Source organism: Methylocystis sp. sgz306128 (genome assembly GCF_056032725.1).
This window is the reverse complement of record NZ_JBVYWO010000003.1, coordinates 207,963-232,202: the sequence shown is the minus strand read 5'-3', so window position 1 is coordinate 232,202 and position 24,240 is coordinate 207,963. Positions and strand designations below refer to the sequence as shown.

Sequence of the window (24,240 nt, the reverse complement as noted above, 5' to 3'; positions counted from 1 at the left end):
TCAAGGCCATTCTTCATGCGAGGTGATAAAACCCCGCATGAGGTTATTGGCCGGGCAGCAGTTCCCAGCTGGCGTGCACCGTAGTGTTGAGGTGGATGAGGCCGGGCTCGAGCGCAATATCGGGCGCCGGCGAACTGGCAAGTGCCAGCGCGCGCATGGGCCGGGGCGCTGTGTCGCCCTCGGGGGTCAGCGAAAGCAGGCGGCCCAGTTTCATATGGGCTGCGGCGGCATAGACCTCGGCGCGGTGGCGGGCATTTTCGACGGATGCGGCGCGCAGTTCATCGGTATATCTATCTGCATGCGCGAGGGTGAATTGCACGCTCATCACGCGGTTTGCGCCTGAAGCAAGCATCTGCCCCATCAGAGCGCCAAGACCCTGAAGATCCTTCACCTTTACCGCGATGGCGTGCGTGGCCCGGTAGCCTTTGATGGTCTGGCGGATCGGACGCCGTGTCTGCGGATCGATTTCATCTTCCATGATCGGCATGACATCGAAATTGCGGGTGGATATGTCCGCGTCGGCTAAGCCTTTTGCGAGGAGCGCCGCGAGCAGGGGTTTGCTGGCGGCGGCATTGTCCTGTGCCGCAGTTTCCGCACTCCGGTTTTCTGTGACCACGGCCAGACTGACGATGGCCTGATCCGGGCTGAAGTCCTTTTCAGCCTCGCCCAAAACATCGATATGTGCGGGCCTGGGGGGCAATTCCTCTGCCCGGGCGGACAAGGCGGCAAGCGCCAAAGGCAGGGCGAGGACATAGGGCGCGCGCATGAAAAGCTCCGGCATTGGCTGGTCGACAGCTTAGCCTAGTTGCGGGATGTGGCGCAAATGGGGACACCGGGCAGTCACCGCGCCGGCGCCTTGGAGCCTTACCCCGCACCCGGCGAGTGCCCCGGGTGCGGGAAAGGTTTGGTCGTTCTGGTTCCCGGAATTTACGATTCATTCCGCCGCGATCAAGGTCACGGGCGCTGCGGCGCGTACTTCGGCGTCGACATGTTCTTCAAATTTGATGAAGTTTTCGCGGAACATGGTGACAAGCCGGCGCGCGGTTTCGGCGAATTCGGATTTTGAGGCCCATGTGCGTGACGGGTTGAGGATATGCGGCTCGACGCCCGGCACATGGGTGGGCACAGCCAGGCCGAAGAACGGATCGGTGCGGAAGTCCGCTTTGTTCAGTGATCCGTCAAGGGCTGCAGCCAGCAGGCGGCGCGTGACCCGGATGGGCATACGGCGACCGACGCCGAATTTGCCGCCGGTCCATCCGGTATTGACCAGCCAGCAATCGACATGATGCCGGGCGATCAGGTCACGCAGCAAATTGCCATATTCACTCGGGTGCCTTGGCATGAAGGGCGCGCCAAAGCAGGTGGAGAAAGTGGCCTGCGGCTCGGTCACGCCTTTTTCTGTCCCAGCCACCTTGGCGGTGTAGCCGGACAGGAAGTGATACATGGCCTGCGCGCCGTCGAGCTTGGCGATGGGCGGCAACACGCCGAACGCGTCGCAGGTCAGCATGACGATGTTTTTCGGATGCTTGGCCCTGCCGGTGATGCTGGCATTGGGAATGAAATCCAGCGGATAGGCGATGCGGGTATTTTCGGTCTTCGATGTATCGTCAAAATCCGGCTCGCGGGTGACCGGATGAATGACGACATTTTCCATCACCGTGCCGAAGCGCTCGGTCGTGGCAAAAATCTCCGGCTCCGCCTCGCGCGAGAGCTTCACGGCTTTGGCGTAGCAGCCACCCTCGAAATTGAAGACGCCGTCCTTGCCCCAGCCATGCTCATCATCGCCGATGAGAATGCGCGAGGCATCGGCTGACAGAGTTGTCTTGCCGGTGCCCGACAGGCCGAAGAACACGGCCGTGTCGCCTGCCTCGTCGGTATTGGCCGAACAATGCATCGGCATGACTCTGGCTTCCGGCAGCACGAAATTAAGATAGGTAAAGACCGATTTTTTCATCTCGCCTGCGTAGGACGTGCCGCCAATCAGCACGATCTTGCGCGTGAAATCGCAGGCGATGACGGTTTCCGAGCGGCAGCCGTGGCGCTTCGGTTCGGCTTTGAACGAGGGCAGATCGATGATCGTCAGATCGGCGACGAAGCTGGCCAGTTCCTCCGCCGTGGGGCGGATCAGCAGGTTGCGGATGAACAGCGAATGCCAGGCATATTCCGTGACAACACGCGCCCTGATACGGTTGGCAGGGTCCGCGCCGCCGTAAAGATCCTGCACATAAAGGCTCTTGCCCCGCACATGATCAAGAAAGTCGGCATGCAGACGGTCAAACTGCTCTACAGACAGCGCGCCGTTGTTTTCCCACCAGACCTTGCCGATGGTCAGTTCGTCGCGCACGATGAACTTGTCCTTCGGGGAGCGCCCGGTATGCGCGCCCGTTTCGGCGACCAGCGCGCCGCCACGCGCCAGCAGTCCCTCGCCACCGGCAATCGCGCGGTCGATGAGCGCTGCAGCTTCCAGATTGTAAATCGCAGCGGCGGCTTCTGTCAGACCTGAAGCTTCGATGCTGAATTTGGGATTGAACGGGCCAATCTGCTGCATAGCCTCTCCTTCGATGCCGGAATAAACGGCGAATGGGTTGCGCGCGAACCACGCGCGGCGGACGGTGCCCATCTTCACTAAAGAATGGTGCCTGCGGCCGCAATTCGACGATATGCGCAGACGCAGGCAGGCTGTCAAAATCGGATCAGCGTGCTGATATTAATTTACATGCCAGTAAAAAATTTCATTCATTACATAGATTTAACTGGCATTCCTGTTGTAAACCGCTTTAAGAATGAATTCAGGATCGATGTTATCGATCTCACGAAGCGCGAGGGGAATGCGCATGGCGTCCTCGCCGCAAATGAGATCGATGCCCTCGGGATCAAGGCCGCTGATCTGCCAGTTTTTTGCGGCTGAATGGGTGTTTTGTGCGATCTTTTGCCGCAGTTCTTTGGCGTACTTGTCTTTGATCTCGGCCATCAGTTCTTCGGCGCGCCGGGCATAGATTTCCAGATTATCAGGAGGGCACAGAATCTCGTCCGGCGTAAAATCTGCGGCACGGGCGAAGCCGCCGTTAAGATGAAGGTCGCGCACTTCGAGCCGGTAAAAGCCGAAATCGGCGAAACCGGCATAGAGCGCAGCCTTGGGCTGGCGGGCGAGAAAGCGGGCGCGCAGATGCCCGGAAGTATCGGGAAGGGCCTTGCCGGAAACTGTCAGGCGCGGGTGGGCCAGCGGATCGCCTTTGCCGGTGCTGGCGAGAAGCAGCGAACAATTGGGGTCGGCGGCGAGGTTTTGCGTGTGAATGGCAAGTTTCGAGAGAAGAAATATGGGGCTTCCGTCGAAATCCGGCGCGAAGGTGACCAGCGAGGTAAAGGGCAACCCGTGGCGCAGCGTTGCCAGGGCGCCGCTTCTGGGCAGATGCAGAAGCGTTTTGGCTTCATTTATCAGGGAAATTCGGTCCGGGTCTGGCATTTTGTTCATGGCATGGCCATATTTTGGCCGTTTGGTATCTGCATCAATTCAGCTATAGTCCTCTCATATATGAACCACTTAAGGCAAGATAAAGCATGGCAACCATTGCTCTCGTAGATGATGACCGCAATATTCTCACTTCAGTGGCGCTGTCGCTTGAGGCCGAGGGCTATCGCATACAAACTTATACCGATGGCGTCGCCGCGCTGGAGGGCCTGCGCGCCAATCCGCCGGATCTGGCGATTTTCGATATCAAGATGCCGCGCATGGATGGCATGGAACTGCTGCGTCGTCTGCGGCAGAAATCTGACCTGCCAGTGATTTTTCTCACCTCCAAGGATGAGGAGATCGACGAATTGTTCGGCCTGAAGATGGGCGCGGACGACTTCATTCACAAGCCGTTTTCGCAGCGTCTGCTGGTGGAGCGCGTCAAGGCGATTCTGCGCCGCGCCAACCCGCGGGATGCTTCGCCGAGCAAGGAATCCGAAAGCAAAATACTGGAGCGCGGCCAGCTCAAGATGGATCCCGACCGCCACGCCTGCACCTGGAAAGGCGAGAACGTCACCCTGACCGTTACGGAATTTCTGATCCTTCAGGCGCTGGCGCAGCGTCCGGGCGTGGTCAAGAGCCGCAATGCGCTGATGGATGCGGCCTATGACGATCAGGTTTACGTCGATGACCGCACGATCGACAGCCACATCAAGCGCCTGCGCAAGAAATTCCATGTTGTTGATCCCGATTTCGACATGATTGAAACCCTTTACGGCGTCGGATACCGGTTCGGAGAGGCTTAGTCCGGTCACAGTGGACAAATTGACAGACGACACTTCGCTCCTGCGCATGCGCCGGGAAACGAGCCTGCGTTTCCGGCGGTTTCTTCGCGCGCTCAACCGGCGTATGTCGTCGTCCCTTTCGCGTCGCATCGTGGTGCTTAACCTCGGCGGGCTGGTGGCGCTGCTGGCGGGATTTCTCTATCTCAACCAGTTTCGCGAAGGCCTGATCGATGCGCGTTCGCAAAGTTTGCTGACTCAGGCGGAGATCATTGCCGCCGCGGTGGCCGCTTCCGCCACCGTCGAGACCAATTCGATCACCCTTGATCCCGAAAAATTGCTGCAATTGCAGCCGGGCCAGAGCACGGGAATGCGCGAGGACCCCAATTCCGCGCTGCTTTTTTCCATCAATCCCGAGCGGATCGGCCCGGTCCTGCGCAAGCTCGTCTCGCCGACACGCACCCGCGCCCGGATCTATGGGCGCGACGGCGATCTGGTGCTGGATTCCCGTTCGCTGACGATCCGCGGCAATATTTTGCGCGTCGATCTGCCGCCGCCGTTGCCAAAATTCTGGCTCATGCGGTTGTGGCAGGAAATTGAGCACCATTTTGCCTCTTCGGCAGAGCCGCCTACCGAAGATATCGAGGTTACCAACGGGCGCGGCGTGCCCGAGGTGGATGCGGCCCTTGCCGGACAGCGGCTCACCGTTGTGCGGGTCAATGTCAGGGGCGAGACGATCATTTCCGTCGGCGTACCCATCCAGCGCTACCGGGTGGTGCGGGGCGCACTGGTGCTGGCGACGCAGGGCGGCGACATCGACAAGATCATCGCTTCGGAGCGGTGGGCCATTCTGCGGGTGTTCGCGGTGTCCGCGATTGTCATGGTGGTTCTGTCTCTGCTTCTGGCCGGCACGATCGCCGAACCCATGCGCCGTCTGGCCGAGGCAGCGGAGCGTGTGCGCCGGGGCTCCAAATCGCGGCAGGAAATTCCCGATTTCACTGAGCGCGCCGACGAGATCGGCCATTTGTCTGGCGCATTGCGCGATATGACCAAGACGCTGTACAACCGTATCGAAGCGATTGAAAGTTTCGCCGCCGATGTGGCGCACGAGCTCAAGAATCCGCTGACCTCGCTGCGCTCGGCCGTCGAAACTTTGCCGCGGATCAAGACCGACGAGTCGCGCGCCAGATTGCTCGAAGTGATCCAGCACGACGTGCGCCGTCTTGACCGGCTTATCTCCGATATTTCCGATGCCTCGCGCCTTGATGCGGAACTGGCCCGCACGGACATGATGGCGGTGGATCTGGCGAAATTGCTGGGTGCGGTGATTTCGGCAACCAATTCCGTCGACCGGCCGGACGGTGTGAAGGTGCGGCTGATGCTGGAGCCCGCGCAGGCCGGACGCGACGGCGCTTTTGTCGTTAATGGCTTTGACTCGCGTCTGGGGCAGGTGCTCAATAATCTGATCGACAATGCCCGTTCGTTCTCGACACAGGGCGGCGAGGTGCGCGTGACGCTGCGGCGGCTTGATGATGTGGTCGAGCTCTGGGTCGATGACGATGGCCCCGGCATTCCCAGCGACGCCTTCGAACGTATTTTCGAGCGCTTCTACACCGACAGGCCGAATCAGGGCTTCGGGCAGAATTCCGGTCTTGGGCTCTCCATCTCGCGGCAGATCGTCGAGGCGCACCGTGGCCGCATCTTTGCACAGAACCGGCATGCGGCGGGCGACGAAAGCGCCATTCTGGGCGCCCGATTCGTGCTGCAATTGCCTGCGCTGGCAACATCGTGAGCGAAGACTGGCTCCATGCCTCAGCGCTTGGCATCGACGGGCACGGGGTTCTTGTGCGCGGTGCATCGAAATCAGGAAAAAGCGCGCTGACCCTCGCCCTGATTGAGGCTGCTCACGCTCAGGGCCGGCAGGCCCGGCTCATCGGCGATGACCGCGTTAAGCTTGTGCGGCGCGATGCGCACCTGCTGATCATGGGCCATCCGGCCATTGCCGGGCAGATCGAGGTGCGCGGAATTGGCATTGCGATGCTGCCTTTTGCGCCGGAAGTTCCGCTGCGGCTGGTTATCGACCTTACAGATGGTGCGCAGCAACACTATGAGCAGGATGTCATTGAGCTGTCGGGATTGCGATTTCAGCGTCTCATTGTCGGGCAGCGTCAAACACAGTTTGAAGTCCTGATGAAGATTCTAGAAAAAATTGCGTAATTCTTTCGGCAATTGTATGGCAATGCGGCTTTTGCTCTTGCCATTCTGTTGGCAGTGCACAAAATAGCGTCCGCGAATTCCGGCTTTCTTTATCGCTTGGGAGAAAGTCCAACGGTGTTGGTTTGAATGATTGGTATGGTGTTGGTAACGCACGGGCATCTGGCGATTGAGTTTCGTCTGGCGCTCGAACATGTCGTCGGGCCGCAGAAACTGTTCGAAACGGTTTCCATCGGTCCTGAGGACGATATGGAGCAACGACGAAATGACATTCTGATGGCGGTGAAATCTGTCGACACCGGCTCCGGCGTGGTGCTGCTGACAGATATGTTTGGCGGGACGCCGTCCAATCTCGCCATTTCGGTGATGAGCAGCGGGCATGTGGAGGTGCTCGCCGGTGTCAATCTGCCCATGCTGATCAAGCTGGCCTCCGTGCGCGATATCTGCCCGCTGGAACAGGCCGTCGCCCAGGCTCAGGAAGCAGGGCGCAAATATATCAATATCGCCAGCCACGTCCTTGGAGCGAAATGATGATCGAACCGTCTCCCGAGGATTGCCCGCCCGTTGTCGCGCCGGAGGGCGCGATTGTCAGGGAGATGCTGATCGTCAACCGCAAGGGGCTGCACGCGCGCGCCACTGCCAAATTCGTCAATTGCGTCGACCAGTTCGATGCAGCCGTCACGGTGTCGCGCTGCGGAGAGACCGTGGGCGGCACGTCGATCATGGGCATCCTGACGCTTGGCGCGGGACAGGGCTCAACGATTACCGTGGCTGCAACCGGCGTCGATGCGGAGCGGGTGATCGATGCGCTTGCCGCTCTGGTGGCCAACCGGTTCGGCGAGGACGATTAGCGGGTTTGTTTCAATTTTGCGCCTTCGCCGTCCGGCATCTTGTGTGGAAGGCGCTTCGTGCTTAAATTCAGAGATCAATGCAGGATCTTTTCATGACTTATGCTGATGCTCAGGCCTTCCCCGCGCGTAAAAGCGGCGTGATCAAGTTGCACGGGCCGGAGGCCTTTGCCGCGATGCGCAAGGCGGGAGCGCTGGCCGCCGAGGCGCTTGATCTTATGGTTGACCTTGTCAAGCCGGGCGTTTCAACCGCTGCGCTCGACAAGGCCGCCTTTGAATTTGCGATGGACCATCAGGCTTATCCGGCGCCGCTCAATTATCGCGGGTTTCGCAAGAGCATCTGCACATCGATCAATCATGTCGTTTGTCATGGCATTCCGGACGAAAAGCCGCTGCGCGAGGGGGATATCGTCAATATCGACATCACGCTGATCGTTGACGGCTGGCACGGCGATTCCAGCCGCATGTATCTTGTCGGCGAAGTGCCCCGCCGGGCCGCGCGGCTTGTCGAGGTCACCTATGAAGCGCTGATGATCGGGATCAACGAAGTCAAGCCCGGTGCGACGACAGGCGATATCGGTGCCGCTATCCAGGCCTATGCCGAAGGTGAGCGTTGTTCGGTGGTGCGTGATTTTTGTGGTCACGGCCTCGGGCAACTGTTCCACGATGAGCCGAATATTCTGCATTATGGGCGCAGGGGCGAGGGGCCCGTCCTCAAGCCCGGTATGATCTTCACCATTGAGCCGATGATCAATCTTGGCCGGCCGGCAGTTAAAATTCTGTCCGACGGCTGGACGGCGGTCACGCGGGATCGTTCGCTCTCGGCGCAGTTTGAGCATACTGTGGGTGTCACGGAGACCGGCGTCGAAATATTCACGCTCTCGCCGCGCGGCCTGCATCAGCCGCCTTACAACGCCTGACCGGACAGACCGCATGGCGGCCAAATCCGCGAAAGGCTTTTCGGAGGCGCCGCATTATCTCGGCCACCGCCAGCGCCTGCGCGAGCGGTTTACGGAGCATGGGGCCACCAGCCTGCCGGATTATGAATTGCTGGAGCTTTTTCTTTTCCGTTCGGTGCCGCGGCGCGATATCAAGAAAATGTCCAAGGATCTCGTCAACCGCTTTGGCTCTTTTGCCGAGGTTGTGGCCGCGCCGCTTGATCTGCTGATGGAAGTGAGCGGGGTGGGCGAATCTGTCGCCTCAGACCTGAAACTGATCGAAGCTGCGGTTCAGCGCGTGACGAAAGGGCGTCTGAAGGCGCGTCCGACGCTCGGGTCATGGTCGGAAGTGATCGATCATTGCCGCGCAACCATGGCTTTTGCCGACAGGGAAGAGTTCCGGTGCCTGTTCCTTGACAAGAAAAACGGCCTGATCGCCGATGAGGTGCAGGGGCGCGGCACGGTTGACCATACGCCGGTCTATCCGCGCGAGGTGATCCGCCGGGCGCTCGAACTGGCTGCAACCGCGCTGGTGCTGGTGCATAATCATCCCTCCGGCGATCCGTCGCCTTCCACCGCCGATGTCAAGCTGACGCTGGAACTGATCGATATTGCCCGTCCGCTCGGCATCATCGTCCATGACCACATCATCGTCGGGAGGCAGGGACATGCCAGCCTCAAAGGGCTGCGCCTCATCTAGGCAGTCCGGTTCGCCCGGTCGGGCCGATCAGGGCCTGTGAGCCTCCTTGCAGCCATTCTTGGGCGAACTGAGAACGATGCATGAGCTTGCTTGTCAAAACAGAAAATACTCCGGCAGTCCGTTCACGCCTCATGTGCGGCGTTAATAAAATATATGGCGCGATATAGTCATTATTGGCCGCTACAGGCCCAATTCATCTGCGGATACATAATGACACTGGCGGAACATCTTCCTTTGCGTGTGCTGATGCTGCCGCGGCGCAGTCAGATGCAGCAGTCGGAGCCGCTGGCCGACATCATCGTCTTGCTGGATCCGGCGGGCTGGGACGAGCTTGGCCGGATCATGCCGCCAGCGCGCGCTGCCGTCGTTCCGGTGATCGATGCCAGCCGCATATCGCTTGACTGGGCGGATGTTCGGGCAGGCGATGCAGGGTCTCTGGCGCAGGCGCTGCCTGCCCTTGTGCCACTGGTGGCGCGCGTGGCGGCTCTCCCGGCCGGCTATTTTGAGAGCGGCGATGAGCGCGTCTGGCTGCTCGCACGCATGATGACGCGCGAAACGGCGTTGATGCCCGGGTTTTCCTTGCCGCCTGTCTTTGATGCCGGTGGCCCGACAGAGCTTTTTGCCGGTGGACTTACTTCGGATGCCCCGGTTTTGGCCGAGGAACTGGCGGAGCTTGGACTCGTTGATCGCTGTGCGCATGAGCGTCTCCGGGTGTGTCCGGCTTGCGGCACGCCCGCGCTCAGGCTTCGTTCGGTTTGTCCGTGCGGCGCGGGCAAGGCGGCCTGCACCTGCGGTGATACAGAGGCGGCGCTGATAGAATATGTGTGTTGCCGCTGCGCCCATGCCGGTTCATTTGATGGTTTGGCCAGCGAAGTGCACTATGCTTATCAGATCAACGAGGCAGGGCGCCGCGCCATCGTCTCCGGCGTGGAACTTTCGGCCTATTCCCCCGCGTTCCGGGAGCGGCAGTTGTTTTGCGCCAGCATGGTGCAATCTGAACGGCAGGGGCAAAGCGCGTCGGATCGGCTGCTGCGGATCAGGCCAAAAGCACAATCAGAACGGGATGGCGCTGCGCGCAGACAACGAATCCGGCATCAGCTCGTGCGTGAAGCGCTTGCGCCTTTTGCCAAATCCTATGTCTTCGATCAGTGTATCGTGGCGCATTTCGAGTCGAGTTCGGAGGAATTGTGGGATTCGGTGCCGCATGTGCGCGATATTCTGGCCGGCGCCGGAATAGAGGCGCAGGTTGATGTCATCAGCCCGCGTGATGTCATCAGAATGACGCAGGCGCAAGCCATTGATGCGAGCTCAGGAACAGGCGTAATTCCTTTGAAATAAATGTATTCCGGACAAGGTTCCGTCGTCTCTGTGCCATGATTGTTGCGCTATATGCGCTGAATAACGACAAGGTTTCCTTTATGCTGGATTGGCTGTTCCACCCGAGTTTTCACCATCTTCTCGCTCAGTTCGGCCCCTGGGCGGTTATGGTTGTGGTGATGCTGGAGAGTGCGGGCGTGCCGCTTCCGGGCGAGACAATGGTGGTGAGCGCGGCGCTCTATGCCGGCGCCACCGGCAATATCCATGTTTACTGGATTGTGGGCGCGGCGGCGGCGGGTGCGATTATCGGCGACAATATCGGTTATTGGATCGGGCGCGAGCTTGGCCTGCCTATATTGATCCGGCACGGCTCGAAAATTCATCTCACGCCAGCGCGGCTGCGCCTTGGCCAATATCTGTTTCTGCGGTTTGGCAGCGCCATTGTGTTTTTTGGGCGGTTTGTCGCCCTGCTGCGCACTTTTGCTGCTTTGCTGGCTGGGGCCAATCACTTCCACTGGGAGCGGTTTTTGTTCTTCAACGCGCTTGGCGGCGTGATCTGGGCCAGCATTTACGGCTTCGGCGCTTATTGGCTCGGCCAGAGTTTCGAGCATATCAAGGGGCCGTTCGGCGTTGCGGCGCTGATATTGGGCGTTCTCGGCGTCGTGGCCTTTGCGATATTTTTCCGGTATCACGAGGACCGGCTGCTGAAGCTTGCCGAAGAGGCCTTGCCCGGCCCCTTGCAGGTGGATTAATCCTCGGAGGGCTTGCCGACACGCAGGCTTTTGATGGCGCCGCGCGCCTTCTTGCTTTCAAGGCGCCGCAGCCGCGAGCCGTAGGTCGGCTTGGTGGCCTTGCGAGGTGGCGGCGGTGGTTCCAGCGCCTTCAATATCAGCTCGGTGAGTTTGTCGCGCGCATCCTGCCGGTTGTGTTCCTGTGTGCGGAAGCGCTGCGCGGTGATGGTGATCAGGCCATCCCTGGTGGCGCGGTGGCCCGCAAGCCGGATCAGCCGGGCGCGGATGTGATCGGGCAGCGCAGGCGTATGCGCGGCATCAAAACGCAACTGAACCGCTGTTTCAACTTTGTTGACATTCTGTCCGCCCGGCCCGGAGGCGCGGATGAACCGTTCGTCCAGTTCCGCTTCGTCGATATTGAGCCATGAATTGATGCGCATGGCTCTTGATAGAGCATTTTCCGGTTTGATGGAAACAGGTCTAAATCACCTCATAGCCATATTCAGCCGACGACACGCTCAGCCAGTGCCAGAAACTTCCAGCAAGGGAGCGCGGCACCGCCATGAGGAATGAGTCGTCGCCGGTGCGGCAGAGCAGTGCGCTGATATGAGATATGCCGGTGAGGGCCACTTCTCCGGTTTTAAGCACGGCAGGATCGATGTCGATGGTTACGCCTTTGCGCAGAACTTCGCGCACATTTGGCCCGCTGATTTCGACGATGGCCCGGCCGCCGCTCTGGTCGACAAGCGCGGCATGGGGCGTGGCGAGTTGTTGCAGCAACGCGGCATCCGCGCCGGTGGCCAGCCATTGACGCGGCCCTGCCCAGTACAGGCACAGTCCGTCTTTTTCGGCGCGGCAGGGAGTGAGCGGCAGATCAAGGCCGAGGCTGGCCCGGTATTGGCTGCGCAAGCTGTCTTGCTGCCCTTTGAAAGCCAGAATGGAGACCAGCGCCAGGCCGTTCATTTCCTTGATGACGACGCCCGCCTCGCCAGGGCGGCCATGGTGGCCGGGTGCAAGCGCAAGGGCGGGACGGGGAGAAAAATCAAGCACGCAGGCGGCTCCCTTCCGGATCGATGAAATGCGCAGAACAGACTTCGACAAGTGTTTCCTGCCCGCGGATGGGGTCATAGGCGCGTATGCGCGTGCCCATGCGCTGCGCGCCGTCTTTCAGCAATGCAAGGCCGATGTGATGCTTCAGATTGGGCGAATAACCCGCCGAAGTCACATGGCCAAGGTCATTGGCAGCAATATTGGCGACGCGCTCCTCGAGCAGATGGGCGCCAGCGGCGAAGCTGGCGCTTTTATCAACAGGCCGCAGGCCGACGAGCATTGGCCGGCCAGTCGCCACCAGAGCGGGGCGGTGGCTGAGCACACGGCCGATGAAGTCCTTTTTCATGGCCATCATCCTGCCCAGACCAAGGTCGGCTGCGGTTGTCTGGCCGTTGAGTTCGCCGCCGCCGACATGGCCCTTCTCGATGCGCATGACATTGAGCGCCTCGATACCATAGGGACGGATGTCATATTCGGCGCCCGCGGCCATGATGGCACGGATAAGGCTGTCGCCATATTGCGCAGGCACGCCGATTTCATAGGCCAGTTCGCCGGAGAAGGAAATGCGGTAGAGCCGCCCGCTGATATTGCCAATGGTGACTTCGCCGCAGGCCATATAGGGGAAGGCCTCGTTTGATATGTCCTGCGAAACCAGCGCCGCGACGACCTTCCGGGCATTCGGCCCGGCAATGGAATATTGCGCCCAATGTTCCGTCGCTGAGATGAGCGTGACATCGAGATGCGGCCAGAGCACCTGCGCGCAGAAATCAAGATGCTGCATCACCTTCACCGCATTGGCGGTGGTGGTCGTCATGAAATAATGATTTTCGCCCAGACGCGCCGTGGTTCCGTCATCCATGACGAATCCGTCCTCGCGCAGCATCAGGCCGTAACGCACCCGGCCGATGGGCAGCGTCGAGAAGGTGTTGCAATAGACGAGATCGAGAAATCTGGCCGCATCCTTGCCCTGAATGTCGATCTTGCCCAGCGTCGAGACATCGGCGACACCGACACTGGCGCGCACGGCCAGAACTTCGCGGTTGCAGGCGTCCAGCCAGCTCTTGTCGCCCCTGTCGGGGAAATATTGCGCCCGCAGCCACAGGCCCGCTTCCATGAACACCGCGCCCTGTTCCACGGCCCAGTCATGGCCTGCCGTCCTGCGGGTGGGGCGGAAGTCCCTTCCGGTGTGAATGCCGGCCAGCGCGCCGATGGATACGGGCGAGTAGGGCGGGCGGAAGCGCGTGGTTCCGGTCTGTTCGATGGTTTTGCGGCTTATCTGCGCCATCAGGGCAAGGCCATTGACATTGGCCGTCTTGCCCTGATCGGTGGCCATGCCCAGGGTGGTGTAGCGCTTCAGATGCTCGACCGAGCGGTAGCCCTCGCGATGGCTCAGTTCAATGTCCGCTGCGCCGACATCGTTCTGGAAATCGACGAAAGCCTTGCCGGGCGCATTCTTCACCTGCCAGAAGGCAGTGACGGCGACGGATTCGTCCGCGACCGGCGGCAGGGGCAACGGCACTCCGGCAAAGCCACAGTCTCGCGCAGCTTGCGCGCCGGCCTGCGCGCCTGCGCTCAGGCATCCGGCGAGCGACATATCGCCGTTGGCCGCGCCCGCGACAGACATGCCGGGCGGCAGGGTTCCGGGCAGGAAAGCGCTTTTTTCCTCGTTCCATTGCGGCTTGCCGCCAAGGTGCGAGGTCAGATGCACGGACGCGTTCCAGCCGCCGGACATGGCGATCAGGTCGCAATCGATGGTCCGTTCGCGGCCTCCGGCCTCGCGGATGAGCGCGCCGGAGACGCCGAGCTTGCCTCGGGCCTGCGCCACGACCCCGCAGATCACCTCCGCGCCTGCCTGCCGGGCAAGGGCTTTCAACCGGTCTGAGGGATCCCGCGTCTCGACATAAGCGGCAATTCCGATCCCCGCCGCGTGCAGGCTCTCGAGCGTCCGGAACGCATCGTCATTATTGCCGAAGATAACGGCGCGTGTTCCGGCTTTCACGCCGAGGCGTGTGGCATAGGTGCGCGCCGCATTGGCGAGCATCACGTTCGGGCGGTCATTGTCGCCGAACACCAGCGGGCGCTCTATCGCGCCTGCCGCCAATATGCTCCGGCGCGCGATGATGCGCCACAGGCGCTGGCGCGGCGCGAATTGCGGCGGCGTGGCGACGTGATCATTGACCCGTTCAATTGCGGCATAGGTGCCGTGATCATAAACGCCGAAGACGCAGGTGCGCTTCAGGAGTGTGACATTCCTGAGGCTTTTCAGTTCCGTGAGCGTCTGCTCCAGCCATTCCTGACCCGTTTGTCCGCCAAAATCATAGTTTTCGCTCAGAATGCGCCCGCCGAAGGCAAAATCCTCCTCTGCCAGCGTAACGCGCGCGCCGCTGCGCGCCGCACTCAGGGCTGCGGCAAGGCCAGAGGGGCCGGAGCCGATTACCAGAATGTCGCAATGATGCGTGACTTTGTCGTAATGGTCGGGGTCGGGCAGGCCCGAAGCGCGGCCAAGGCCTGCCGCGCGGCGGATCAGCGGTTCATAGAGCTTTTCCCACAGGGCAGCCGGCCACATGAAGGTCTTGTAGTAAAAGCCTGCCGCAAAGATCGGCGCCGCGAGAGAATTAATGCCGAGCACATCGAAGGCGAGCGATGGCCAGCGGTTCTGGCTCCGGGCCTCCAGCCCGTCATAAAGCTCGGCGGTTGTGGCGCGCGTATTGGGCTCACGCCGCGCGCCCTGCCGCAATTCAACGAGCGCATTCGGTTCTTCAAAGCCGGCGGAGAGCACGCCGCGCGGGCGGTGATATTTGAACGAGCGGCCCATCAGCCGTATGCCATTGGCCAGCAGCGCCGAGGCGAGCGTATCCCCCGGATGCCCGGCATAGGTTTTGCCGTCGAAAGTGAAATTCAGGCTGGCGCTGCGGTCGATAAGGCCGCCGTGCGCGGTGCGGAAGGGCTGGCTCATGGCGTGCGCTCCGCATGTGATGGGTAAAGCCCCTCGCTCCAGGCCTCGCCCCGCGCGCAGGCAGAGGGGGCGGTGCAGACGTTGCGCCCTCGCCCCGCCTGCGGGGAGAGGGTTGGGGTGAGGGGCATGGAAGGCTCCGGCTTGATATTACAACGCATATTGGCTTTCATCCTTCAAGCGCCTCAGCAAGCTCGGTGCCGGAGATCATGTGGGTGGAGACGTTGCGCGTCACCACGATCCAGGCGCGGCACCCGCTGGCGTGATACCATAATTCACGGTGCTCGCCCGGCGGGTTGGGGCGGATATGCACATAGTCATGCCAGCCTTTCATGTTCTCTAAACCGGTGCCGTCCGGCCGTCCGGCCAGACTGGCATCGCCGAGATAGGCGAATTCTTCGTTCGTGCGGGGGCCGCAATGCGGACAGGTGATGCGCATTTTGCCTCAATGCAGGTTGGGTTGCGGGCCGACGCCATGCTCGTCGACGAGATAGCCGGTCTCGAACCGGTTGAGCCGGAGCGCGGCGTTGAATTCATGCGGCGCGTCATGGGCGATTGTATGGGCGAAACACCATCCCGAGGCGGGCGTGGCCTTGAAGCCGCCATAGCACCAGCCGCAGTTGAGATAGAGGCCGGCAATGTCGGTCTTGTCGATGATCGGCGAGCCATCCATCGACATGTCCATGATGCCGCCCCATGAGCGCAGCACCCGCAAGCGTCCCAGAAGCGGGAACAGAGCCACGCCTTCCTCCATCACTTCTTCGACGGTGGGCATGTTGCCGCGCTGGGCGTAGGAATTATAGCCGTCGATCGAGCCGCCGAAGACAAGGCCGCCTTTGTCGGACTGGCTGATATAGAAATGGCCGGCACCGAAAGTGATGACCTGATCGATCAGAGGCTTGATGCCCTCGGTGACAAAAGCCTGCAGCACATGGCTCTCGATCGGCAGCCGCAGCCCTGCGAGCGCGGCGACGCGGCTGGTGTTGCCGGCGCAGGCGAGCCCGACCTTTTTTGATTTGATAAACCCGCGCGACGTCTCGACGCCCACGACATGGCCATGCTCCGTGCGTATGCCGGTGACCTCGCAATTTTGCACGATGTCGACGCCGCGCTGGTCTGCAGCCCGGGCATAGCCCCAGGCCACGGCATCGTGCCGCACCGTGCCGCCGCGGCGCTGCAGCAGCGCGCCGACAACCGGAAAGCGTGCATTGTCGTAATCTATATGCGGCACCATTTTGCGCAGGGCCTCGCGGTCGAGATATTCTCCGTCGACGCCATGCAGGCGCATGGAATTGCCACGGCGGATCGCGGCATCGCGCTGCGCATCGTTATGCACAACGTTGAGCACGCCGCGCTGGCTGACCATGGCGTTGAAATTGATGTCCTGCTCCAGCCCTTCCCAGAGCTTCAGGGAATGTTCATAGAAGGGCACATTGCCCGGTTCGCGGTAATTGGAGCGCACAATGGTGGTGTTGCGCCCGACATTGCCGGAGCCGATCCAGCCCTTTTCGAGAACGGCAATATTGCTCAGGCCGTGGTTCTTGGCCAGATAATAGGCCGTAGCGAGGCCATGCCCGCCGCCGCCCACAATAATTGCATCATATTCGGCCTTAGGCTCGGGGTCCCGCCAGGCGGGTTTCCAGTCCTGCTGGCCTTTGAACGCCTGCCCGATCACATTGAGAATATTATAGCGCAAGGGTCACCTCATTCGCGCGTATGATAGGCTGCAATGACGCGCAGGCTCAATGGGGTAGCCTATCTAATTGCGTGAGAGGCAATGCGAAATTGGGCATGTGGCGTATCAGGTCTGGCCAGAAGGTGCCGCTGCGCGAAGCCCGTGGATGGCCGGATCAAGTCCGGCCATGACGCGTTTGGCGATGTCTTGCAGAACAAGCCGTCATGCGCGGGCCTGACGCGCGTATCCGCGATTTGAGTCAGACCCAATTTCCCCCTACCCAAAGCGGCCGGCTTTGATTATGGTGCGCCGCAGTTCAGAACGTATGGGGCAGCTATGGCCGATCATAAGATTCCGCATTTCCACAATCAGCCGGGGCTGGCGCAGATTGCCGTCGGCGCGCGCGAATTCATGTGCGTCGGTGCTTTGCCGCCTTTCGATCATCCGCATATTTTCATCGATATCGGCCATGATAACGAGGCCATCTGTCCCTATTGCTCGACGCATTATGTCTATCGCGAATCGCTGCATGGCCATTCCGATCCCGCCGAATGCGAGCTGATTGAAGCGTGAGCGCCTCTGCGCTCATAGCGGGCGCAGGCATTGGCGGCTTGAGCGCGGCGCTGGCGCTGGCCAGAACCGGTATGCGTGTCGATGTCTTCGAACGCGCGCCGGATATCGAGGAAGTGGGCGCGGGCATCCAGATTTCGCCCAATGCCACCCGCGTGCTTGGCCGGCTTGGTGTTCTTGAGGCCGTTGCCGCGGCCGCAACCGTGCCGCAGCGTGTCGTTGTGCGGCGTGGCCGTGATGGCGCGCTGCTGAGCCAATTGCCGCTGGGCGAGGCCGCGGTGCGCCGCTGGGGCGCGCCGAGCTATACGATTCATCGTGCAGATCTGCAGAATATCTTGCTTCAGGCCGCACGGCGCGATTCGCGCATTGCCATCCACGCCGGTAACGAACTGCGCGGCTTTGCGCTGGACGGCGGCGAGGTGGTGCTGGCCGTCCAGCAGGGATTGCTGCGTGTGATGCGGCGCGGCGATCTGCTGATTGGCGCTGACGGGCTGCATTCGGTGGTCCGGGCACGGCTTAACGTGCCGGGCGCGCCGCGCTATACGGGTCAGCACGCCTGGCGGGCGCTGCTGCCCTGGGCTGCCGTGCCAAAAACCCTGCAAAACAATGAGACCGCACTCTGGCTCGGCCCGAAGACGCATCTGGTGCATTATCCGCTGCGCGGCGGCAGCGTGATGAACATCGTGGCGATTGTCGAGGCTGGCGAGGAGAAGATCGGCAACAGCTGGTCCGAGCTGGCGGATCCGGCGCGTCTGCACGCCGCTTTTACCGGATGGAACACCGCGGCCCGCGCCTTGCTGACAGCCGTGCCGGAATGGCGGCGCTGGCAATTGTTTGACCGTGACCCCAGCCCGCGCTGGGGCGACGGGCCGGTGACCTTGCTTGGCGATGCGGCGCATCCCATGCTGCCGTTTCTGGCGCAGGGGGCCAGCCAGGCCATCGAGGATGCTGCCGAGCTTGCATTGCAGCTTGGCCGGGGCGGGCCTCTGGCGTCTGCATTGCGCGCCTATGAGGACGCCCGCGCGCCGCGCGTGGCGCGCGTCCAGCTGGAAGCGCGCAATCAGGCCCGGATCTATCACCTCTCCGGCCCGGCGGCCTTTGCACGGGACACCGTCATGCGCATGATGGGCACTGAGCGTTTGCAGCAGCGTTACGACTGGCTGTATTCGGCCTGAATTTTGCGCCAGATCAATGTGCGAAGCGCTGCGCGCCATTATGCACGACCTATGATTGACCGTCTCCGCTTTGCCAGCCTCAATGTGCCCCGCTACACATCCTATCCGACCGCGCCGCATTTCAGCGCTGCAGTGAAGGCTGCCCGAATGCGGCAATGGCTGGGCGAGCTTGCGGCTGACAACAGGCTCTCGCTGTATTTCCATGTGCCGTTCTGCGTGTCCATGTGCCATTATTGCGGCTGCACCACGCGCGTTGCCAAAAAAATGGCGCCGGTTGACGTTTACACCGGGTATCTCCTCGATGAAATCGATCTTGTCGCCGCCGCCAGCGGCGCGCATCGCGTGACAGATATTCACTGGGGCGGCGGGACGCCCTCGATGCTCGGCCCTGAGAATTTCGCCTTTATCTGGCAGCGGCTGAACGAGCGCTTCGATCTTTCCGGCCTCGCGCATCACGCGATTGAGCTTGATCCGAGAACGCTGACGCCAGAATTTGCCGCCGCTCTGGCTGCCACCGGCGTCAACCGGGCCAGCTTCGGCATTCAGGATTTCAATGAGGATGTGCAGAAGGCGATCGGCCGCGTTCAGCCGTTCGATGTCGTGGCGCGGGCTTTCGGCCTGCTGCGCGCTGCGGGCATCACAAAGATCAATGCGGACCTGATTTACGGATTGCCGCATCAGACATTGGCGCATCAGGCGGAAAATATCCGCCAGACCGTGCGGCTGAACCCGGATCGCGTGTCTGTTTTCGGCTATGCCCATGTGCCCTGGATGAAGAAGCATCAGCGTCTGATCGACGAATCGGCCTTGCCGGACACGGCGACCCGGCTTGATCAGGCCGAAGCCGTGAGCCGGATGCTGATCGAGGCGGGATATGCCGCCATCGGCATGGATCATTTCGCCAGACCGGACGATAATCTGTGCGCCGCCGCCGAGGCGGGCATTCTGCATCGCAATTTTCAGGGCTATACGACAGATGCCGCCGATGCCATCATCGGTTTCGGCGCTTCGGCCATCAGCACCCTGCCGCAGGGCTACGCCCAGAACGAGCCGTCGACCGGGCTTTATCAGAAGCAGATCGGCGAAGGTCGTTTTGCCACCTGCCGCGGCCACGCCTTTTCGCAAGATGACAAGATCCGCAGCGCATTGATTGAGCGGTTGATGTGCAATTTTGCCGTCGATGTCGGCGAAGTTGCGCCGTCCAGCGATCTTGCCGGTGCATTTGACCGGCTTGGCGCCCTTGCCGCGGAAGGGCTTGTGCGTGTCGAGGGCAGCCGCGTGGAAATGACGCCGGAGGGGCGGCCGTTCGTGCGCATTGCCGCGCATGCGTTCGATGCCTATGCCTCGCCCGAGGCCCGCTATTCACGGGCCGTATGATCAGATCAGGGCAAAAAAGCCGGGTTCGACGCTGATGTCTTCGATAATCTGGACATTCACGCCAAGACGCAATTCTTTCAGCAGATGACAGAGCGCCTCGCCGTCGACAAGGTCTATGGGCGGCGCGCCGGGCCGGCCTGCCTCACGCAGCGCGGCCGGGGTGAAGCTTGAGGTCGTGAAAAACAAGCCTTTTTCGGCGCGGCCGGTCAGAGCGCCGCGAAAATCCCGCAGTTCAGGCGCGCCGACAGGCTGACGCCAGCGCTTGCACTGAAACATCACATGAAACGAGACAAGATTGACCCGGATAATGCCGATCCCGTCAATGCCGTCATCGCCGCTGCGCCCGGTAATTTCAACCCGGATGAAATTGCTGGCGCGCAGGATGCGCTGGCAGAGCCGCTCGAAAGCATCCGGCGTCATGGCCAGAATGGCGTCGAGCAATTGCCCCTGCCAGAGCGGCAGGACGGGCGCGGAAACGCCAGTGTCCTGCGGCGCCGGCAAATGGGCTGTCCGCGCCCTCTGTGCCACCAGTGGTTCCAGACCGCCTTCAGGCAGGCTGAGCGCCCTGAACCCGTCCGGCGTCAGCGCCCAGAGACCACGTGCCTGCAAAGCGATGAGATTGGCGGCGCGCAGCAGCGAGCGCGCCGCGGACAGATCAAACTCAAGACCGGGCCTGTCGGCGTCTGCGAACTCCGCGCCGGACGGAGATGCGCGCATCTGTTCGATGGCGAGGGCATCGATCTCCTGGCTGGTCGCGGGACGTTTCAGGCGTTTCAAAGCGCCAAGCACCAGTTCCATCATGTTTGAACTGCGCGGCACGATGGGTGTGGCCATTGCGAACCTTCAGGTTGGGGACTCCCCGTATGGGGCTGAAGCCCGGGCCGGCAGGCCGGATCGGATCAGGCTGAACCTTTTACTACAAGGGAATCTCAAGATTTATAAATTATATTCATGATATAACATGAATTGGCGTGAATAGTCATGAGCGACTATCTGAATAATCGTAAAATATACAGGCCGAAGCGCAGTTGCAGGCAATGCTTTGCTTAAGATCAGAGATTCTGCTGGTGTTTAAATGGTGCGGACGACGGGAATCGAACCCGTACACCTTGCGGCGAGAGATTTTAAGTCTCTTGCGTCTACCAATTTCGCCACGTCCGCATTGGCTGGGCCATGCCACTTCCGATTAGCCTGTCTGCGCTGGCTCGGCAAGACCCATTTCAACTGAGCCTGGTTTGCGGCGGCAATTCACCCTTCTTGAACGAAATCATGAGTTGCAGGGATTGAGCAATGCGCTCCGCCCGGTCAATCAGCAGATTGGCGGCACCATCCGCGAATTGTTCATGCGCTGTCTGGCGGAACAGGTCGAGCCAATGGGCAAAATGCGGTGCGTCCAACCCGGGAATTTTGAGATGTGCCGGTACGGGGCGGCCATGATAGCGCCCGCTCATCAGAATGACCGAGGACCAGAAATCGCACATTTTGGCGAGATGCGGTGTCCAGTCGGCAATTTCAGCATCGAAGATCGGCCCCAGCATCTCGTCGGCGCGGATTTTGGCATAAAAGCCATGCACCAGATCGTGAAGCTGCTGTTCGGTGATGCCAAAGCGGACGCCCGGCGCCTCGCCCATCTGAATGACGCGGGGAGGTGCTGTCATCCGAGGCTGTCCCGTGCAATGGGCGGCTGGAATGACAGGCCCATGTCCCACGGAAAATAGATCCATGTGTCCTGGCTGACCTCTGTGATGAACGTGTCAACCAGAGGGCGGCCAAGCGGCTTGGCATAAACGGTGGCATAATGGGCGTTCGGCAGCATTTCGCGCACCACCCGGAAGGTGCCGCCGGTATCGACGAGATCATCCACCACCAGCACCTTGCCGCCCTGATGGTTGACCCCGGCGGCTGCGTCCGCAATGCCCTTGATGACCTGCAGCCCGGATTGGTTCTTGTAATCATGATAAGAGGCGATGCAGACCGTCTCGATCATCCGGATGCCGAGTTCACGCGCGACGATGGCCGCAGGCACAAGACCGCCGCGGGTGATGCAGACAATGGCGTCGAAGGGCCCGCTGGCGGAAAGCCGCCAGGCTAGGGCGCGGGCGTCGCGGTGGAACTGATCCCAGGAAACGGGAAAGGCTTTCTGGTTGAGCGGTTCGGACATCGGTCTTCCTGAATTATAGCGGATTACGATCTGCCTGCAGCTTTTGCAGCATGGCGCGGATATCGGCAAGGCCTGCCTCGATGGCTGCGACATCGCGTCCGCGCACGACGATCTGCGCCGAGAAGACGCCGTCGCGGAACGAGGGATAAGAGCCGATCGAAAGGCCGGGATGTTTTGCGGCAATTTCGCCAAGGGGCGTGCCGTAAATGCCCTCTGGCACGCCATTCGTCTCGATGGCGCGCGAGAGCATTTTGACGCCGGTGTCGAGCGTGGGGGCGACATTGTCCAGCATGGCCTGCATCACCATCGGCACGCCGGCCATGACAATGACATTGCCGATGCGGAAGCCCGGCGCCTTGGAAATGGGGTTGAGAATCAGGTCCGCGCCCTCGGGGATGCGGGCCATGCGGCGGCGCGCCTCGGTGAGGTCCTCCGGTTTGTAGCGCTCCAGCATCAGGGCAATGGCGCGCGGGTCTTCGCCGATAGCGACGCCAAACGCCCGCGCCACGCAATCGGCGGTGATGTCGTCATGCGTCGGGCCGATGCCGCCGGTGGTGAAAACATAGCCATAGCGTGTGCGCAGCGCGTTGAGCGCAGGCACGATCTCGGCCTCGTCATCAGGCACGACGCGCACTTCCTTCACGTCGATGCCGATATTGGTGCAATATTCGGCGATATAGCCGATGTTTTTGTCCTTGGTGCGGCCGGACAGGATTTCATCGCCGATCACGAGAATGGCGGCGGTTATGATTTTTGCGGGGGTGTTTTCTTGGCTCATGCGCTCGTTTTAGGGGAAAAGGCCGGGCGTGGGAAGGGGGAAGGACAGAGCATCCTGTCTTGCGGCGCGCGTAGCCCGGCGGCTCGCGCGCACGGGCCTATCCGGCTGCATCCTGTGTTTCGCGGATGCCCCGCTGCCAATAGTCCTTGACCCATTGCACCGGCCCGTAACCGAATTTCATCCGAGTGCCCCAGCGGGAATTGTCGTCGCGGACAAGATCATCGGGATGGGGATAACCATGAAACACCACAATCTTGACGCCTCTGGGCTCTTTTACCTGCCTGAAGACGCGGTTCAGCGGCCATGAATGCAGACAATGACGCTTAAAGCTCACGGTCCAGTTTTCCGGCAGATAATGCGGCGCATGCGCATACCAGCCGATATATTTCTGGTCGTTGCTGGCCTTTTTATAGGTGCCTTCCGGGTCGGCGAGAAAATCCTCGAGCAGGTGATATTGCTCCCGCGGACGGAACAGAAACACCGAGCTCTGGCCATGCCGCTTGGGGCGCAGCGTCGCTGGCAGGTAATCGAGCGGCCAGATGTTCCACTCCCGCAATATATGCAGGCCGCCGAGTTTCTCGGCCCGCTCGAAAAAGGCGTCGAGATCGTCCATGACGAGAATATCGACATCAAGCACCATGACAAGGTCGTCGGGCTCGAACAGGCCGCGCTTGAACATGGCGAGCTTGGGCCACCCGCCCTTGGATTTCTTGTGTTCCGGCAGGCCGAGCGAGGGCAGTTCCCGGATATGGATGCCTTTTGCGAGGCCGGTGGGATCGTCGGTGAAGCAGATGAATTCAAAAGGCCGGCGCATGTGCCGCTTTACGGCGGCATAGAGCACATTGACATAGGAAGGGGGAAACTTCGTTCCCCATTTCATGCAGACGATCTTGTTCATTTGGGTTTGATTGCCCTTCTCTAATCCTCTGCCTCACCCTTCGGCAACCTCAGGGCGAGGAGAGGGGGAAGGATAATGACTTCGGTTAGTCTTGCGGCACAAATCTCATGGCCGCGCCATTCATGCAATAGCGCAGGCCGGTCGGGGCGGGGCCATCCTCGAAAACATGGCCGAGATGGCCGTTGCAGTTGGCGCAATGCACTTCCGTGCGCACCATGCCATGGCTGCGGTCAATGGAGCTTTTGACGGCGCCGGGCAGCGGGTCCCAGAAGCTGGGCCAGCCGCTTCCCGATTCAAATTTGGTTGTCGAGGGGTAAAGCGGGTTGCCGCATCCGGCGCACAGGAATGTGCCGTTGCGGTGTTCATGCAGCAGCGGGCTGGTGCCGGGGCGCTCGGTGGCATGTTCGCGCAGCACGCAGAAGGCCATGTCGTCGAGTTCGGCTTTCCATTCGGTTTCGGATTTTTCGATTTTCGTCATGTCGGGCTCCCTGATGAATGAAACCAATATAGAGCCTGTTTGGGCAAATTCGCGAGGGTGACGAAAATTTGATGAGGCGCACCTGTGTTCCGGCTTTCGGCGCCGGTTTGTCATTCACCGTGGTTCGCGGCTAAAATACCCGAA

Annotated in this window: 27 protein-coding genes and 1 tRNA gene; 12 read left to right on the top strand and 16 right to left on the bottom strand. The window is 60.9% G+C overall.

The features are described 5' to 3' along the window. Positions 1 to 43 precede the first annotated feature (43 nt). From AC0N03_RS07220 to AC0N03_RS07210, 3 genes are all read right to left on the bottom strand, one after another. Positions 44 to 766: an SIMPL domain-containing protein gene (locus tag AC0N03_RS07220; protein ID WP_474287966.1), complete on the bottom strand. Its 723-nt coding sequence runs from the start codon at positions 764 to 766 to the stop codon at positions 44 to 46. Between the two features lie 168 nt (positions 767 to 934). Then, the gene (locus AC0N03_RS07215) at positions 935 to 2,548 is read right to left on the bottom strand and encodes a phosphoenolpyruvate carboxykinase (RefSeq protein ID WP_474287964.1); all 1,614 of its coding nucleotides are present in this window, start codon (positions 2,546 to 2,548) and stop codon (positions 935 to 937) included. A gap of 201 nt (positions 2,549 to 2,749) precedes the next feature. After that, positions 2,750 to 3,472 carry a HugZ family pyridoxamine 5'-phosphate oxidase gene (locus tag AC0N03_RS07210; RefSeq protein ID WP_474287963.1) on the bottom strand — a complete coding sequence of 241 codons (723 nt, stop codon included), beginning with the start codon at positions 3,470 to 3,472 and terminating at the stop codon, positions 2,750 to 2,752. Positions 3,473 to 3,558: 86 nt separating this feature from the next. Here AC0N03_RS07210 and AC0N03_RS07205 point away from each other — a divergent pair, with 86 nt between their 5' ends. The 9 genes from AC0N03_RS07205 (at position 3,559) to AC0N03_RS07165 (ending at position 11,002) form a co-directional block, all read left to right on the top strand. After that, positions 3,559 to 4,257 (top strand): response regulator transcription factor, encoded by a 699-nt coding sequence (locus tag AC0N03_RS07205; RefSeq protein WP_474287962.1) that lies wholly within the window; start codon positions 3,559 to 3,561, stop codon positions 4,255 to 4,257. A gap of 46 nt (positions 4,258 to 4,303) precedes the next feature. Next, positions 4,304 to 6,025 carry a stimulus-sensing domain-containing protein gene (locus AC0N03_RS07200; RefSeq protein WP_474288109.1) on the top strand — a complete coding sequence of 574 codons (1,722 nt, stop codon included), beginning with the start codon at positions 4,304 to 4,306 and terminating at the stop codon, positions 6,023 to 6,025. Then, on the top strand, positions 6,022 to 6,450 hold the full coding sequence (locus AC0N03_RS07195; protein WP_474287961.1) for an HPr kinase/phosphorylase: 429 nt from the start codon (positions 6,022 to 6,024) through the stop codon (positions 6,448 to 6,450). The genes AC0N03_RS07200 and AC0N03_RS07195 overlap by 4 nt, the downstream gene beginning before the upstream one ends. 126 nt (positions 6,451 to 6,576) lie before the next feature. Next, the gene (locus AC0N03_RS07190) at positions 6,577 to 6,978 is read left to right on the top strand and encodes a PTS sugar transporter subunit IIA (protein ID WP_474287960.1); all 402 of its coding nucleotides are present in this window, start codon (positions 6,577 to 6,579) and stop codon (positions 6,976 to 6,978) included. Further along, positions 6,978 to 7,298 carry an HPr family phosphocarrier protein gene (locus tag AC0N03_RS07185; protein ID WP_474287958.1) on the top strand — a complete coding sequence of 107 codons (321 nt, stop codon included), beginning with the start codon at positions 6,978 to 6,980 and terminating at the stop codon, positions 7,296 to 7,298. The genes AC0N03_RS07190 and AC0N03_RS07185 overlap by 1 nt, the downstream gene beginning before the upstream one ends. 92 nt (positions 7,299 to 7,390) lie before the next feature. Continuing rightward, on the top strand, positions 7,391 to 8,215 hold the full coding sequence (map, locus tag AC0N03_RS07180; RefSeq protein WP_474287957.1) for a type I methionyl aminopeptidase: 825 nt from the start codon (positions 7,391 to 7,393) through the stop codon (positions 8,213 to 8,215). A 13-nt stretch (positions 8,216 to 8,228) separates the two neighbouring features. Beyond that, on the top strand, positions 8,229 to 8,933 hold the full coding sequence (radC, locus tag AC0N03_RS07175) for a RadC family protein (protein WP_474287956.1): 705 nt from the start codon (positions 8,229 to 8,231) through the stop codon (positions 8,931 to 8,933). Positions 8,934 to 9,143: 210 nt separating this feature from the next. Further along, positions 9,144 to 10,271: a hypothetical protein gene (locus AC0N03_RS07170; protein WP_474287955.1), complete on the top strand. Its 1,128-nt coding sequence runs from the start codon at positions 9,144 to 9,146 to the stop codon at positions 10,269 to 10,271. An 80-nt stretch (positions 10,272 to 10,351) separates the two neighbouring features. Next, the gene (locus AC0N03_RS07165) at positions 10,352 to 11,002 is read left to right on the top strand and encodes a DedA family protein (protein ID WP_474287954.1); all 651 of its coding nucleotides are present in this window, start codon (positions 10,352 to 10,354) and stop codon (positions 11,000 to 11,002) included. On the opposite strand, the gene arfB is transcribed toward AC0N03_RS07165, so the two are convergent. From arfB to AC0N03_RS07135, 6 genes are read right to left on the bottom strand one after another with little or no spacing between them, the layout of a single operon-like run. After that, entirely contained in the window at positions 10,999 to 11,421 is a 423-nt protein-coding gene (gene arfB / locus AC0N03_RS07160; RefSeq protein ID WP_474287953.1) for an alternative ribosome rescue aminoacyl-tRNA hydrolase ArfB, read from the bottom strand. The two genes, AC0N03_RS07165 and arfB, sit on opposite strands and share 4 nt — an antisense overlap. A 40-nt stretch (positions 11,422 to 11,461) precedes the next feature. After that, complete coding sequence (locus tag AC0N03_RS07155) at positions 11,462 to 12,031, bottom strand: sarcosine oxidase subunit gamma (protein WP_474287952.1); 570 nt, start codon at positions 12,029 to 12,031, stop codon at positions 11,462 to 11,464. After that, positions 12,024 to 14,987, bottom strand: a complete 2,964-nt coding sequence (locus AC0N03_RS07150; RefSeq protein ID WP_474287951.1) for a sarcosine oxidase subunit alpha family protein — start codon at positions 14,985 to 14,987, stop codon at positions 12,024 to 12,026. Before AC0N03_RS07150 ends, AC0N03_RS07155 begins: the two co-directional genes overlap by 8 nt. After that, on the bottom strand, positions 14,984 to 15,115 hold the full coding sequence (locus tag AC0N03_RS07145) for a hypothetical protein (protein ID WP_474287950.1): 132 nt from the start codon (positions 15,113 to 15,115) through the stop codon (positions 14,984 to 14,986). Before AC0N03_RS07145 ends, AC0N03_RS07150 begins: the two co-directional genes overlap by 4 nt. A 38-nt stretch (positions 15,116 to 15,153) precedes the next feature. Beyond that, on the bottom strand, positions 15,154 to 15,423 hold the full coding sequence (locus AC0N03_RS07140; RefSeq protein ID WP_474287949.1) for a sarcosine oxidase subunit delta: 270 nt from the start codon (positions 15,421 to 15,423) through the stop codon (positions 15,154 to 15,156). A 6-nt stretch (positions 15,424 to 15,429) separates the two neighbouring features. After that, positions 15,430 to 16,680 carry a sarcosine oxidase subunit beta family protein gene (locus AC0N03_RS07135; protein WP_474287948.1) on the bottom strand — a complete coding sequence of 417 codons (1,251 nt, stop codon included), beginning with the start codon at positions 16,678 to 16,680 and terminating at the stop codon, positions 15,430 to 15,432. 315 nt (positions 16,681 to 16,995) lie between these two features. On the opposite strand from AC0N03_RS07135, the gene AC0N03_RS07130 reads away from it, so the two are divergent. From AC0N03_RS07130 to hemN, 3 genes are read left to right on the top strand one after another with little or no spacing between them, the layout of a single operon-like run. Next, on the top strand, positions 16,996 to 17,232 hold the full coding sequence (locus tag AC0N03_RS07130) for a zinc-finger domain-containing protein (protein ID WP_474287947.1): 237 nt from the start codon (positions 16,996 to 16,998) through the stop codon (positions 17,230 to 17,232). Then, complete coding sequence (locus AC0N03_RS07125; RefSeq protein WP_474287946.1) at positions 17,229 to 18,404, top strand: FAD-dependent monooxygenase; 1,176 nt, start codon at positions 17,229 to 17,231, stop codon at positions 18,402 to 18,404. Before AC0N03_RS07130 ends, AC0N03_RS07125 begins: the two co-directional genes overlap by 4 nt. Before the next feature lie 51 nt (positions 18,405 to 18,455). Next, entirely contained in the window at positions 18,456 to 19,781 is a 1,326-nt protein-coding gene (hemN, locus tag AC0N03_RS07120; RefSeq protein WP_474287945.1) for an oxygen-independent coproporphyrinogen III oxidase, read from the top strand. Here the strand turns inward: hemN and AC0N03_RS07115 are convergent, their stop codons facing one another. From AC0N03_RS07115 to msrB, 7 genes are all read right to left on the bottom strand, one after another. Beyond that, positions 19,782 to 20,615 carry a restriction endonuclease gene (locus AC0N03_RS07115; RefSeq protein ID WP_474287944.1) on the bottom strand — a complete coding sequence of 278 codons (834 nt, stop codon included), beginning with the start codon at positions 20,613 to 20,615 and terminating at the stop codon, positions 19,782 to 19,784. Positions 20,616 to 20,857: 242 nt separating this feature from the next. Then, a tRNA-Leu gene (locus AC0N03_RS07110) sits at positions 20,858 to 20,942 on the bottom strand. A gap of 59 nt (positions 20,943 to 21,001) precedes the next feature. After that, a complete protein-coding gene (locus tag AC0N03_RS07105) occupies positions 21,002 to 21,439 on the bottom strand; it encodes a group III truncated hemoglobin (protein ID WP_474287943.1) in 438 nt (145 codons plus the stop codon). Then, positions 21,436 to 21,942 (bottom strand): xanthine phosphoribosyltransferase, encoded by a 507-nt coding sequence (gene gpt, locus AC0N03_RS07100; RefSeq protein WP_474287942.1) that lies wholly within the window; start codon positions 21,940 to 21,942, stop codon positions 21,436 to 21,438. The genes AC0N03_RS07105 and gpt overlap by 4 nt, the downstream gene beginning before the upstream one ends. 13 nt (positions 21,943 to 21,955) lie before the next feature. Then, positions 21,956 to 22,720, bottom strand: a complete 765-nt coding sequence (locus AC0N03_RS07095) for a competence/damage-inducible protein A (protein WP_474287940.1) — start codon at positions 22,718 to 22,720, stop codon at positions 21,956 to 21,958. A gap of 97 nt (positions 22,721 to 22,817) precedes the next feature. After that, complete coding sequence (locus AC0N03_RS07090; protein ID WP_474287938.1) at positions 22,818 to 23,600, bottom strand: glycosyltransferase family protein; 783 nt, start codon at positions 23,598 to 23,600, stop codon at positions 22,818 to 22,820. Positions 23,601 to 23,703: 103 nt separating this feature from the next. Then, entirely contained in the window at positions 23,704 to 24,096 is a 393-nt protein-coding gene (gene msrB / locus AC0N03_RS07085) for a peptide-methionine (R)-S-oxide reductase MsrB (RefSeq protein WP_474287937.1), read from the bottom strand. Positions 24,097 to 24,240: the final 144 nt, after the last annotated feature.

Excerpts from the sequence above, each read along its gene's own strand:
- AC0N03_RS07220 (WP_474287966.1), bottom strand. The coding sequence starts at position 766 with ATGCGCGCGCCCTATGTCCTCGCCCTGCCTTTGGCGCTTGCCGCCTTG.
- AC0N03_RS07215 (WP_474287964.1), bottom strand. The coding sequence starts at position 2,548 with ATGCAGCAGATTGGCCCGTTCAATCCCAAATTCAGCATCGAAGCTTCA.
- AC0N03_RS07210 (WP_474287963.1), bottom strand. The coding sequence starts at position 3,472 with ATGAACAAAATGCCAGACCCGGACCGAATTTCCCTGATAAATGAAGCC.
- AC0N03_RS07205 (WP_474287962.1), top strand. The coding sequence starts at position 3,559 with ATGGCAACCATTGCTCTCGTAGATGATGACCGCAATATTCTCACTTCA.
- AC0N03_RS07200 (WP_474288109.1), top strand. The coding sequence starts at position 4,304 with ATGCGCCGGGAAACGAGCCTGCGTTTCCGGCGGTTTCTTCGCGCGCTC.
- AC0N03_RS07190 (WP_474287960.1), top strand. The coding sequence starts at position 6,577 with ATGATTGGTATGGTGTTGGTAACGCACGGGCATCTGGCGATTGAGTTT.
- AC0N03_RS07185 (WP_474287958.1), top strand. The coding sequence starts at position 6,978 with ATGATCGAACCGTCTCCCGAGGATTGCCCGCCCGTTGTCGCGCCGGAG.
- map (WP_474287957.1), top strand. The coding sequence starts at position 7,391 with ATGACTTATGCTGATGCTCAGGCCTTCCCCGCGCGTAAAAGCGGCGTG.
- radC (WP_474287956.1), top strand. The coding sequence starts at position 8,229 with ATGGCGGCCAAATCCGCGAAAGGCTTTTCGGAGGCGCCGCATTATCTC.
- AC0N03_RS07170 (WP_474287955.1), top strand. The coding sequence starts at position 9,144 with ATGACACTGGCGGAACATCTTCCTTTGCGTGTGCTGATGCTGCCGCGG.
- AC0N03_RS07165 (WP_474287954.1), top strand. The coding sequence starts at position 10,352 with ATGCTGGATTGGCTGTTCCACCCGAGTTTTCACCATCTTCTCGCTCAG.
- arfB (WP_474287953.1), bottom strand. The coding sequence starts at position 11,421 with ATGCGCATCAATTCATGGCTCAATATCGACGAAGCGGAACTGGACGAA.
- AC0N03_RS07150 (WP_474287951.1), bottom strand. The coding sequence starts at position 14,987 with ATGAGCCAGCCCTTCCGCACCGCGCACGGCGGCCTTATCGACCGCAGC.
- AC0N03_RS07145 (WP_474287950.1), bottom strand. The coding sequence starts at position 15,115 with ATGCCCCTCACCCCAACCCTCTCCCCGCAGGCGGGGCGAGGGCGCAAC.
- AC0N03_RS07140 (WP_474287949.1), bottom strand. The coding sequence starts at position 15,423 with ATGCGCATCACCTGTCCGCATTGCGGCCCCCGCACGAACGAAGAATTC.
- AC0N03_RS07130 (WP_474287947.1), top strand. The coding sequence starts at position 16,996 with ATGGCCGATCATAAGATTCCGCATTTCCACAATCAGCCGGGGCTGGCG.
- hemN (WP_474287945.1), top strand. The coding sequence starts at position 18,456 with ATGATTGACCGTCTCCGCTTTGCCAGCCTCAATGTGCCCCGCTACACA.
- AC0N03_RS07115 (WP_474287944.1), bottom strand. The coding sequence starts at position 20,615 with ATGGCCACACCCATCGTGCCGCGCAGTTCAAACATGATGGAACTGGTG.
- AC0N03_RS07105 (WP_474287943.1), bottom strand. The coding sequence starts at position 21,439 with ATGACAGCACCTCCCCGCGTCATTCAGATGGGCGAGGCGCCGGGCGTC.
- gpt (WP_474287942.1), bottom strand. The coding sequence starts at position 21,942 with ATGTCCGAACCGCTCAACCAGAAAGCCTTTCCCGTTTCCTGGGATCAG.
- AC0N03_RS07095 (WP_474287940.1), bottom strand. The coding sequence starts at position 22,720 with ATGAGCCAAGAAAACACCCCCGCAAAAATCATAACCGCCGCCATTCTC.
- AC0N03_RS07090 (WP_474287938.1), bottom strand. The coding sequence starts at position 23,600 with ATGAAATGGGGAACGAAGTTTCCCCCTTCCTATGTCAATGTGCTCTAT.
- msrB (WP_474287937.1), bottom strand. The coding sequence starts at position 24,096 with ATGACGAAAATCGAAAAATCCGAAACCGAATGGAAAGCCGAACTCGAC.